At 61.5% G+C, this 12,026-nt stretch carries 8 protein-coding genes and 1 pseudogene; 1 reads left to right on the top strand and 8 read right to left on the bottom strand.

All coding sequences use genetic code 11. The features are described 5' to 3' along the window. Together NJC38_RS06510 and NJC38_RS06505 are read right to left on the bottom strand one after the other, a co-directional pair. A partial coding sequence (locus NJC38_RS06510) for an RNA-guided endonuclease TnpB family protein (RefSeq protein WP_253112260.1) occupies positions 1-434 on the bottom strand: 434 nt, incomplete at its 3' end. Between the two features lie 12 nt (positions 435-446). Further along, on the bottom strand, positions 447-689 hold the full coding sequence (locus tag NJC38_RS06505) for a helix-turn-helix domain-containing protein (RefSeq protein WP_253112248.1): 243 nt from the start codon (positions 687-689) through the stop codon (positions 447-449). Positions 690-703: 14 nt separating this feature from the next. Between NJC38_RS06505 and NJC38_RS06500 the strand changes: the two are divergent. Beyond that, positions 704-793: pseudogene (locus NJC38_RS06500) on the top strand (IS200/IS605 family transposase); the annotation flags it as partial. Between the two features lie 234 nt (positions 794-1,027). On the opposite strand, the gene hemE reads toward NJC38_RS06500, so the two are convergent. The 6 genes from hemE to aroK form a co-directional block, all read right to left on the bottom strand. After that, entirely contained in the window at positions 1,028-2,092 is a 1,065-nt protein-coding gene (gene hemE, locus NJC38_RS06495) for a uroporphyrinogen decarboxylase (protein ID WP_253112245.1), read from the bottom strand. A 194-nt stretch (positions 2,093-2,286) separates the two neighbouring features. Beyond that, a complete protein-coding gene (locus NJC38_RS06490) occupies positions 2,287-3,705 on the bottom strand; it encodes an FAD-dependent oxidoreductase (RefSeq protein WP_253112244.1) in 1,419 nt (472 codons plus the stop codon). 116 nt (positions 3,706-3,821) lie between these two features. Beyond that, positions 3,822-8,267 (bottom strand): glutamate synthase large subunit, encoded by a 4,446-nt coding sequence (gene gltB, locus NJC38_RS06485; protein WP_045486534.1) that lies wholly within the window; start codon positions 8,265-8,267, stop codon positions 3,822-3,824. Between the two features lie 358 nt (positions 8,268-8,625). Next, positions 8,626-10,272 (bottom strand): AAA family ATPase, encoded by a 1,647-nt coding sequence (locus NJC38_RS06480; protein WP_253112242.1) that lies wholly within the window; start codon positions 10,270-10,272, stop codon positions 8,626-8,628. An 11-nt stretch (positions 10,273-10,283) separates the two neighbouring features. Continuing rightward, complete coding sequence (gene aroB / locus NJC38_RS06475; RefSeq protein ID WP_253112240.1) at positions 10,284-11,387, bottom strand: 3-dehydroquinate synthase; 1,104 nt, start codon at positions 11,385-11,387, stop codon at positions 10,284-10,286. Between the two features lie 118 nt (positions 11,388-11,505). Beyond that, positions 11,506-12,024 carry a shikimate kinase AroK gene (aroK, locus tag NJC38_RS06470; RefSeq protein ID WP_253112237.1) on the bottom strand — a complete coding sequence of 173 codons (519 nt, stop codon included), beginning with the start codon at positions 12,022-12,024 and terminating at the stop codon, positions 11,506-11,508. Positions 12,025-12,026 lie beyond the last annotated feature (2 nt).

Raw genomic sequence — 12,026 nt, 5'->3', positions numbered from 1 at the left:
CAGTTGCGGCTGAATTTGACCTTGCGGCTCATCGCCTGCTGCGCTTTGCACAGCGCGGTTTCATGGCGTTTGAAGCTGTTCAGGGGTGCGTAGAACGAACCATCCGAAAGCGTGGCGAACCGGGCAATGCCCATGTCGATGCCAACTGCCGCCCCCTGTGCCGTGGGCTGCTCATCGATCTCTCGTTCGGTCTGGATGCTCACGAACCACTTGCCACACGACTGGCTCACGGTGATGTTCTTCACCGTGCCAGGCACCTCGCGGCTGTTGCGGTAGCGCAGCCAGCCCAGCTTGGGCAGAAACAGGCGGCTGTTGGTCTGGTCGAGCTTGATCTGTTTCGGGTCGGGATAGCGGAAACTGTCGCGCTGCCCCTTCTTCTTGAACCGGGGAAAGTCGGCTCGCTTGGCGAAGAAGTTGGCGTAGGCCCGTTCCAGATCCTTGAGGCTCTATTGCAATGGGTGAACCGGCGCATCGGCCAGCCATGCGGTTTGCGGGCTATGGCGCCACCCGGTAAGCAACTTGCACAGGTCCGCATAGCCGAGCTTCTTCTCGCCTTGCTCGTGGCGCTGCTTCTGCAACGCCAGCGCCTTGTTGAAGACGAAGCGACAGGAGCCCGCAAAGCGGCGCATTTGCCGCTCCTGCTGGCCGTCTGGCATGAGTTCGTACTTGAAGGCTTGAAGTCGTTGCATGCTGCTCTTGAGCCATGAGCAATGAAGACGCCATTAGGCGCGGACGGCACGGTGTTTTCAAGATGCATGCCCATGGGGTCTTTGTAACGAAATACCGCCGTAGAGGGGCATCTGTGTCGCCATGTTACTGCGAATCATCCTGTGGCGGTGAGTACACCGAACAGCAGCAGACACCCCACTGCAACCAGGGACGGCTACGCCGTCCGCGCTATCCGTCCCCGCCCTGAACGGCGGGGCTTGTCGCGCCTCGATGGTCAATTTTGAGCCTTGATCCTGACCGATCTGCACATACAAAAACGCCCGACAAAAGCCGGGCGTTTTGTAGGAAACGTCGCTAATCAGCCGTGATACTGCGCCGACAGCTCGTGCACCGCTTCGATAAACGCACCAGCGTTGGCCGGGTCGACTTCCGGGGTGATGCCGTGGCCGAGGTTGAAGACGTGGCCGCTGCCGTGGCCATAGCTGGCCAGGATACGCGCCACTTCCTGACGGATGGCTTCGGGGCGGGCGTAGAGCACGCTCGGGTCCATGTTGCCTTGCAGCGCGACCTTGTCGCCGACCCGGGCGCGGGCCTGGCCGAGGTCGCAGGTCCAGTCCAGACCCAGCGCTTCAGCACCGACGTCAGCGATGCTTTCCAGCCACAGGCCACCACCCTTGGTGAACAGGATCACCGGCACCTGACGGCCTTCATGCTCACGGATCAGGCCAGAGACAATCTTGCGCATATAAGCCAGGGAGAACTCCTGGTAGGCCGCTGCCGAGAGGCTGCCGCCCCAGCTGTCGAAGATCTGCACCGCCTGGGCGCCAGCGCGAATCTGGCCATTGAGGTAGGCGGTGACCGACTGCGCCAGCTTGTCGAGCAGCAGGTGCATGGCTTGCGGGTTGTCGTAGAGCATGGCCTTGGATTTGCGGAAGTCCTTGGACGAGCCGCCTTCGACCATGTAGGTGGCCAGCGTCCATGGGCTGCCGGAGAAGCCGATCAGCGGCACCCGGCCGTTGAGTTCCCGACGGATGGTACTGACCGCATCCATGACATAACCGAGGTCTTTGTGCGGATCAGGGATCGGCAGGGCTTCGATATCGGCCAGGGTGCTGACGGTTTTCTTGAAACGCGGGCCTTCGCCGGTCTCGAAGTACAGACCCTGGCCCATGGCGTCAGGAATGGTGAGGATGTCGGAAAACAGGATCGCGGCGTCGAGCGGGTAGCGCTCCAGCGGCTGCAGGGTCACTTCACAGGCGAATGCCGGGTTCATGCACAGGCTCATGAAGTCGCCGGCCTTGGCACGGCTGGCACGATACTCCGGCAGGTAGCGACCGGCCTGACGCATCATCCAGACCGGAGTGATATCCACAGGCTGCTTGAGCAGGGCACGAAGGAAACGGTCGTTCTTCAAGGCAGTCATGTCGGTTTCCGCAAAAAATAGGCGGGCATTTTCTCAGACCGGCAAGAACAGTTACAAGCAACACGCTTGTCGACATAAGCACAAAGGGCCCGAAGGCCCTTTCATGTTGACTTGCGTCACGCGTAGGAGCTGCTTTAGCAGCGAAATTGCGGCGCCTGCTTCGCGGCTGAAGCCGCTCCTACGATGCCTCGATATCAAACACCGAGGTAGTCGAGGATACCTTCGGCAGCGTTGCGGCCTTCGAAGATCGCGGTCACGACCAGGTCGGAACCACGCACCATGTCACCACCGGCGAAGATCTTCGGGTTGCTGGTCTGGTGCTTGAACTGGCCTTGCTCCGGAGCCACGACGCGGCCCTGGCTGTCGGTCTGGATATCGAACTGCTCGAACCAGGGGGCCGGGCTTGGGCGGAAACCGAAGGCGATGACCACAGCATCGGCCGGGATGATCTCTTCGGAACCGGGGATCGGCTCAGGACTGCGACGGCCACGGGCATCCGGCTCACCGAGACGGGTCTCGACGACTTTGACGCCTTCGACCTTGTCTTCGCCGACAATCGCGATCGGCTGACGGTTGTAGAGGAACTTCACGCCTTCTTCCTTGGCGTTCTTCACTTCCTTGCGCGAGCCGGGCATGTTTTCTTCGTCGCGGCGGTAAGCACAGGTAACAGCCTTGGCGCCCTGGCGGATCGAGGTACGGTTACAGTCCATCGCGGTGTCACCACCACCAAGCACCACGACCTTCTTGCCCTTCATGTCGATGAAGTCTTCCGGCGCCTTCTCGAAGCCCAGGTTGCGGTTGACGTTGGCAATCAGGAAGTCCAGTGCGTCGTAGACGCCTGGCAGGTCCTCACCGGCAAAGCCGCCCTTCATGTAGGTGTAGGTGCCCATGCCCATGAACACGGCGTCGTATTCTGCGAGCAACTGCTCCATGGTCACGTCTTTACCGACTTCGACGTTCAGACGGAACTCGATGCCCATCCCGGTGAAGACTTCACGGCGATGGCTGAGCACGCTCTTTTCGAGCTTGAACTCGGGAATGCCGAAGGTCAGCAGGCCGCCGATTTCCGGGTTCTTGTCGAACACCACCGGCGTCACACCGCTGCGCACCAGGACGTCGGCACAGCCCAGGCCCGCAGGTCCTGCACCGATGATTGCCACACGTTTGCCGGTCGGCACGACGCGCGACATGTCCGGGCGCCAGCCCATGGCGAAGGCGGTGTCGGTGATGTACTTCTCGACCGAGCCGATGGTGACCGCGCCAAACCCGTCATTGAGGGTACAGGCCCCTTCACACAGGCGGTCTTGCGGGCAGACGCGGCCGCAGACTTCCGGCAGGGTGTTGGTCTGGTGCGACAGTTCGGCGGCCGCCAGGATGTTGCCTTCGGCGACCAGTTTCAGCCAGTTGGGAATGAAGTTGTGCACCGGGCACTTCCACTCGCAATACGGGTTGCCGCAACCCAGGCAACGGTGGGCCTGGTCGACGGACTGCTGGGGCTTGAAGGGTTCGTAGATTTCAACGAACTCTTTCTTGCGCTGGCGCAGCAGCTTCTTTTTCGGATCTTTACGTCCGACATCAAGGAACTGGAAGTCGTTACTCAGACGTTCAGCCATGGTTGTTGCCTCATCACGGGCAGCTTCAAGCTTCGAGCTTCAAGCTGCAGGAATCACGTTCTAATCGACGCAGGGGCTGCAAGCCTGTCACGTCAGGCTTGCAGCGCTCGGCTGCCTTATTGTGGGTTGGCACGGGTGCTGGAGAGCAGCGACTTGAGGCTTGCAGCCTTTGGCTTGACCAGCCAGAAGCGGCGCAGGAAGTCGTCCAGGTTCTCTGCCACGTTGCGGCCCCACTCGCTGTCGGTCTCGGCCACGTACTCATCGAGCACGCTCTGCAGATGGGTACGGTAGGCTTCCATCGCTTCGCCGCTGATCCGCTGGATCTCGACCAGTTCGTGGTTGACCCGGTCAACGAAGGTGTTGTCCAGGTCCAGCACGTAGGCGAAACCACCGGTCATGCCGGAACCGAAGTTGTAGCCGGTCTTGCCCAGTACGCAGACGAAGCCGCCGGTCATGTATTCGCAGCAGTGATCGCCGGTGCCTTCGACGATGGTGTGGGCACCGGAGTTACGCACGGCGAAACGCTCACCGGCCGTACCTGCGGCGAACAGCTTGCCGCCGGTTGCGCCGTACAGGCAGGTGTTACCGACAATGGCACTTTCCTGGGTCTTGAACGGGCTGCCCTTGGGCGGAACGATGACCAGCTTGCCGGCCGTCATGCCTTTACCCACGTAGTCGTTGGCGTCGCCTTCGAGGTACATGTTCAGGCCACCGGCGTTCCATACACCGAAGCTCTGCCCGGCAGTGCCCTTGAGGCGGAAGGTGATCGGCGCCTTGTTCATGCCCTGGTTGCCGTGCAGTTTGGCGATTTCGCCGGAGATGCGCGCACCGATGGAACGGTCGCAGTTGCACACGTCCAGCTCGAACTCGCCACCGCTCATCGACTCGATGGCCGATTTGGCCATTTCGACCATCTTCTCGGCCAGCAGGCCTTTGTCGAACGGCGGGTTACGGTCGACCAGGCTGAACTGCGGCTTGTCGGCCGGGATGTAATCGCTGCCCAGCAACGGGGTCATGTCCAGATGCTGTTGACGCTCGGTGTCGCCCGGCAGGATTTCCAGCAGGTCGGTACGGCCGATCAGCTCTTCCAGCGAGCGCACGCCCAGCTTGGCCAGCCACTCACGGGTTTCTTCGGCAATGTAGGTGAAGAAGTTGATCACCATGTCGACGGTGCCGATGTAGTGATCCTTGCGCAGCTTGTCGTTCTGGGTCGCCACGCCGGTCGCGCAGTTGTTCAGATGGCAGATACGCAGGTATTTGCAGCCCAGGGCGATCATCGGCGCAGTACCGAAACCGAAGCTCTCGGCCCCCAGGATCGCCGCCTTGATCACGTCCAGGCCGGTTTTCAGGCCGCCGTCAGTCTGCACCTTGACCTTGCCGCGCAAGTCGTTGCCGCGCAGGGTCTGGTGAGTCTCGGCCAGGCCCAGCTCCCACGGCGAGCCGGCGTACTTGATGGAGGTCAGTGGCGAAGCGCCGGTGCCGCCGTCGTAACCGGAGATGGTAATCAGGTCGGCATAAGCTTTGGCGACACCGGCCGCGATGGTGCCCACGCCGGCTTCTGCCACCAGCTTGACCGAAACCAGTGCCTGCGGATTGACCTGCTTAAGGTCGAAAATCAGCTGCGACAGGTCTTCAATCGAGTAGATGTCGTGGTGCGGCGGTGGTGAAATCAGAGTCACGCCAGGCACCGCATAGCGCAGTTTGGCGATCAGGCCGTTGACCTTGCCACCGGGCAACTGGCCGCCCTCACCGGGCTTGGCACCCTGTGCGACCTTGATCTGCAGCACTTCGGCGTTGACCAGGTACTCAGGAGTGACGCCGAAACGGCCGGTGGCGATCTGCTTGATCTTGGAGCTGCGGATGGTGCCGTAGCGCGACGGATCTTCACCGCCCTCACCGGAGTTGGAGCGCGCGCCCAGGCGGTTCATCGCCTCGGCCAGGGCTTCGTGAGCTTCCGGCGACAGTGCGCCCAGCGAGATACCGGCCGAGTCGAAGCGCTTGAGGATCGCCGGCAGCGGCTCGATTTCATCGAGGCTCAGCGGCTGCTCAAGGGTCTTGACCTTGAACAGGTCACGCAGCATCGACACCGGGCGGTTGTCCACCAGCGCGGTGTATTCCTTGAATTTCTCGTAGTTGCCCTGCTGCACGGCCGCTTGCAGGGTGTTGACCACGTCCGGGTTGTAGGCGTGGTATTCGCCACCGTAGACAAACTTCAGCAGACCACCCTGCTGGATCGGTTTGCGCGCACTCCAGGCCTCAGCGGCCAGCAGCTTCTGGTCGGACTCCAGGTCAACGAAACGTGCACCCTTCAGGCGGCTTGGCACGCCACGGAAGCTGAGGTTGCAGACCTCTTCGGACAGACCGATGGCTTCGAACAGCTGGGCGCCACGGTAGGAGGCCACGGTCGAGATACCCATCTTCGACAGGATTTTGAGCAAGCCTTTGGTGATGCCTTTACGGTAGTTCTTGAACACTTCGTAGAGGTCGCCCAGCACTTCACCGGTGCGGATCAGGTCGCCCAGCACTTCGTAAGCCAGGAACGGATAGACCGCCGAAGCACCGAAACCGAGCAACACCGCGAAGTGGTGCGGGTCACGGGCGGTCGCGGTCTCGACCAGGATGTTACTGTCGCAGCGCAGGCCCTGCTCGGTCAGGCGGTGGTGTACCGCACCGGTGGCCAGCGAAGCATGCACCGGCAGCTTGCCCGGCGCGATATGCCGGTCACTGAGAACGATCAGGGTATGCCCTGAACGTACGGCTTCTTCAGCCTGATCGGCAATATTGCGGACGGCAGCTTCCAGACCAACGCTTTGGTCGTAGTTCAGGTCGATGATGCAGCGCTCGAAGCCTGGACGCTCCAGGGTCATCAGGCTGCGCCATTTGGCCGGGGAAATCACCGGCGAGCTGAGGATCACCCGCGAGGCGTGCTCAGGCGACTCCTGGAAGATGTTGCGCTCGGCACCCAGGCAGATTTCCAGGGACATGACGATGGCTTCGCGCAGCGGGTCGATCGGCGGGTTGGTAACCTGCGCGAACTGCTGGCGGAAGTAATCGTAAGGCGAGCGGACCCGACGCGACAGCACGGCCATCGGTGTGTCATCACCCATCGACCCCACGGCTTCCTGGCCCTGCTCACCCAGCGGGCGCAACACCTGGTCACGCTCTTCAAAGGTGACCTGGTACATCTTCATGTACTGCTTGAGCTGGTCCTGGTTGTAGAAGGCCGAACCGTGGTCGTTGTCTTCCATGGTCGCCTGGATGCGCAAGGCGTTCTTGCGCAGCCACTGCTTGTACGGATGACGCGATTTGAGGCGGTTGTCGATGGCGTCAGTGTCGAGGATCTGGCCGGTCTCGGTGTCCACGGCAAAGATCTGGCCCGGCCCCACACGGCCTTTGGCGATCACGTCTTCAGGGGTGTAGTCCCAGACGCCGATTTCCGACGCCAGGGTGATGTAGCCGTTCTTGGTCATGACCCAGCGCGCCGGGCGCAGGCCGTTGCGGTCGAGCAGGCAGACCGCGTGGCGGCCTTCGGTCATCACCACGCCGGCCGGGCCGTCCCACGGCTCCATGTGCATGGAGTTGTATTCGTAGAACGCGCGCAGGTCCGAGTCCATGGTCTCGACGTTCTGCCAGGCTGGCGGAATGATCATTCGCACGCCACGGAACAGGTCGATACCACCAGTGACCATCAGCTCCAGCATGTTGTCCATGCTTGAGGAGTCGGAACCGACACGGTTGACCAGCGGACCGAGCTCTTCAAGCTCCATCAGGTCGTTGGTGAACTTGGTGCGGCGAGCCTGGGCCCAGTTACGGTTACCGGTGATGGTGTTGATTTCACCATTGTGTGCCAGGAAGCGGAACGGCTGGGCCAGCGGCCACTTCGGCATGGTGTTGGTCGAGAAGCGCTGGTGGAATACGCAGATCGCGGTCTGCAGGCGCTCGTCGCCCAGGTCCGGATAGAAGGCTGCCAGGTCGGCAGGCATCATCAGGCCCTTATAGATGATGGTCTTGTGCGAAAAGCTGCAGATGTAGTGCTCGGCATCCTCGGCGTTGGCCACCGACGAACGGCGGCGGGCGCTGAACAGCTTGACCGCGAACTCCTGATCGCTCAGGCCTTCACCGCCGATGAACACCTGCTCGATGCGTGGCAGGCGCTCCAGGGCCAGACGCCCGAGCACGCTGGTGTCGATCGGCACCTGGCGCCAGCCAACCAGATTGAGACCTGCGGCCAGGATCTCGCGGTTCATGTGCTCGCGGGCAGCCTCGGCCTTTTCGTCATTCTGGTTGAAGAACACCATGCCCACCGCATACTGGCGAGGCAGCTCGACACCGAACTGCTCTTTGGCCACGGCACGCAGGAACAGGTCGGGCTTCTGGATCAACAGACCGCAACCGTCACCGGTCTTGCCGTCAGCGTTGATACCGCCACGGTGGGTCATGCAGGTCAGGGCCGCCATAGCCGTCTGCAAGAGGTGATGGCTGGCTTCACCCTGCATGTGGGCGATCAGGCCAAATCCACAGTTAGCCTTGTGTACATCCGGATGGTACAGACCTGTTTTCATAGACACTTTCTCACCAGGCTGCCTGGGTTAGAGGCAAATTCTTCGGCTCAATCAACCGCTTCATCACGCCGAACGTACGCCGGCTTTGGAGAAGCAAAACGGAGGGCATTGTACACAGCAGGGCATGAGCCCACAAATTTAATGACTATTTACTGAAAAAGCGTGTCGCATTTATGAAGGTTTTAAAGTGACACCCTGTGTTAGTCAAATCTATTTTTGACGACCAAAGGGGGTTGGCAGGGGAGTTTGTAGCGCGGACACCGCCAGAATCACACCCTTGGCAGAAGGGTGCGTCCTGGGGATAAACAGCGGGATATCGAGGTAAGCGGCCCTTGGCGGGCCGCTTCAATCCGCACGCTTAGCGAGAAGCGCCGAGTTCTTGCTGGATGCTGGCCACAGTACGAGGCCAAGGTTTACCAGCCTGGACCTTGGCTGGCAAGTTTTTGATCGCAGCCAGGGCAGCATTGCGATCAGCAAAGTTACCGTAGGTGATCACATACAGGGGTTTGCCCTGCAGGGTTTTCTTGAAGTAGCGGTACTCCCCGCCCTGCTCGGCGATGTAAGCCTGGGCAGTGGACTCGGAACTGGTCCCCAGGATCTGCACCACATAGCGACCAGGAGCCTGGCCGCTGTACCAGCTACCGCCTGTCGCCGGTTTGGCGGGTGCGGCTGCCACGGGCTTCTCGGCCGGCTTGGCCGCTGGTGCTGGTGCTGGCGCCGGGGCAGGTGCCGGCTTGGCGGTCGCCACCTGGGTCTGTGGAGCAGGAGCCGGAGCCGGCTTTGCAGCAGGCGCCGGTGCCGGCGCAGGTGCCGCTGGCGCAGGAATCGACGAGCGCGGCACTTCAGCGGCCTGGTGGCCGGCTGGCGGGGCGCTGGTGGTCACGGTAGGCGGGCTGGCAGGCGAGGTGCTAGGCACTGCGTCTTCGTCACTCGGACCGGAACCGGTCGCCTCGGCCAGTGGACCGCGCATGACCGGTTGCGAATTGCCGGCCAGCGGCAATGGCATCGGTTGCGAGTTGCCGGCAAACTCGATGGCCGGACCACCATTATTGGACTGCTGAGCAGGCTGGGTACCTTGCCCCAACGGCAATTGGGCCTGGGCATTGGTCGGCGGATTGGCCGTATTGCTCTTGTCGCCGCCCGGGATCAGCACTGCGGCGGCCACGGCGGCCACGACCACAGCCCCCAGGGCCAGTATGTGTTTCTTCGGCATGTTGAACCCTACGCTAGGGCGCTTGACCGCGGAGCGACTCGCGATCATCGCCTCGATCATTGAATCGCGGGCCACCTGGTTGATGATCCCGGGCCAGCCATCGGACTGCTCGTGGATATCGGCGATCTGATCGGCGCTCAGCAAGGCAATACCCTGTCCCGCACCGTCCAGGCGTTGTGCCAGATACTCACGAGTTTCTTCTTCGTTGTAGGGCTGCAGCTCGATAACGTGAAAGCGCTCGCCTTCAGTGTCACCGTGCATGCCGGCACATATCTGGTCGAGACGATCGATCAGCGATGCCTCACCGAACAGAAATACATGCGGACGCCCTTCCGGCGCGCCCTCAGCCAGCCCCAGCAGGGCTTCGAGTGCCGAATCACCGAGTTGTTCCGCATCGTCGAGCAGAATGTAGACTTCCTGTCCCGTCAGGGCCAGTTGCACGACCTGGGCAAGGATCGGCTTCATCTCGGCGCTGGAAATTCCCAGCGATTCGGCGACCTGCTGCAATACCCCGGCAGCATCACCGGCCGCACGTGCCGATATCACTACACTCTGCACGGACTGCTTGTTGGTGCTGGCGACCAGTGCCTGGCGCAGCAGGGTCTTGCCGCTGCCCTGGGGGCCGGTTACAGCCAGCAGCAACTGGCTGTAACGCGCCAGGTGATGCAACTGGCCCAGCACCGGCTTACGCTGGGCAGGGAAAAACTTGAAGCCAGGCACCCGCGCCGCAAAGGGGTCGTGACTCAACTGATAGTGGCCGAGAAAGGCCTCGTCGGCGTGCAAACTAGTCATCGGTCTTTCCATTAACCTCTAAGCTGATCCACCAGGGCGCGGTAATCCGTCACCAGAGTGGCCTTGAGTACGTCTTGCGGGTAGTCGTCAGTGACCACCGCCTCACCCAGCTGTCGCAGCAATACCAGGCGCATGCGGCCATCGATCACTTTCTTGTCGACCGCCATGTGCGCCATGAATTGCGCCTCAGTCATTTCCTGCGGCGGCACAACCGGCAATCCGGCGCGCAACAGCAGAGCAATACCACGATCGCGCTCCTGAGTGGTGATCCAGCCCAGCCGCGCGGACATTTCCAGAGCCATGACGGTGCCAGCCGAAACCGCCTCGCCATGCAGCCACACACCATACCCCATCTCGGTTTCGATGGCGTGGCCAAAGGTGTGACCCAGGTTCAGGGTCGCGCGAATTCCCGACTCACGCTCATCGGCACCTACCACCCGCGCCTTGGCCGCACATGAACGCTCGATGGCCGCTGTCAGCGCCACCTGGTCCAGGCCGCGCAACGCATCGATATTGTCTTCCAGCCAGCTCAGGAACGGTTCGTCGCAGATCAGGCCATACTTGATGACTTCGGCCAGACCCGCTGACAGTTCGCGCTCGGGCAGGGTGTTCAGCGAGCGGGTATCGATCAGCACCACCGATGGCTGGTAGAACGCACCGATCATGTTCTTGCCCAGCGGGTGATTGATGCCGGTCTTGCCACCGACCGAAGAGTCGACCTGGGACAACAGGGTGGTGGGGATCTGAATGAAGTTCACCCCACGCTGATAGCAGGCTGCGGCAAAACCCGCCATGTCACCGATCACACCACCGCCCAGGGCGATGACGGTGGTACGGCGATCATGCCGGGCGCCAAGCAGGCCGTCGAAGATCAGTTGCAGGGTTTCCCAGTTCTTGAAGGCCTCACCGTCAGGCAGCACCACCGGCAGAACCGTATAGCCGGCCAGAGTCTTGGTCAGACGTTCCAGATACAGCGGCGCAACCGTGGTGTTGGTCACGATAGCCACCTGACGACCAACGATATGCGGTGTCAGAAGCTCAGGCTGGTCCAGCAGACCTTCGCCAATATGAATCGGGTAGCTACGCTCACCAAGATCGACCGTCAGAGTCTGCATGTTTCCCCACATTGATTAGCGATTGGGCGCTTTTCGCGCACCAGAGCAAAAGGCGGCGCCTGCCGCCTGCTGCTTTCGTTTTAATGGTCGCCGAGAATAGCGCATTTTCGGCCGCGCTTTAACGGGGAGCGAGCTCGGCCAGACGGCCCAGGATCTCCAGCACCACCATTCGCGGCGGCCGCTCGTCGGTTTCGATCACCACATCGGCAATCTCCCGGTACAGCGGATCACGCAGGGCCAGCAGATCAGCCAGCACCTGAGCCGGATTGGCAGTGCGCAACAGCGGACGATTGCGGTCACGGGCCGTACGACTGACCTGCTGTTCGACCGAAGCATGCAGATAGACCACGCGGCCGCCGGCATGCAGTGCCTTGCGGTTTGCTTCGCACATCACCGCCCCGCCGCCGGTTGCCAGTACCAGCCCATCGGCAGCACAGAGTTCACCAATCACCGCCTGCTCACGCTCACGAAAGCCGGCCTCGCCCTCCCGATCAAAGATCCACGGGATGTTGGCACCGGTACGCAGCTCGATTTCCTTGTCCGAATCCTTGAACGGAAGTCGCAGTTCTTTGGCCAGCAAACGACCGATGGTGCTTTTGCCTGCCCCCATCGGCCCTACAAGTATTAGATTTCGCACAG

Source organism: Pseudomonas sp. 21LCFQ010, assembly GCF_024129905.1.
In the GTDB taxonomy this organism is placed as follows: Bacteria; Pseudomonadota; Gammaproteobacteria; order Pseudomonadales; family Pseudomonadaceae; genus Aquipseudomonas.
Note: the sequence above shows the minus strand (reverse complement) of the source record. Positions and strands in the feature narration are given on the sequence as shown.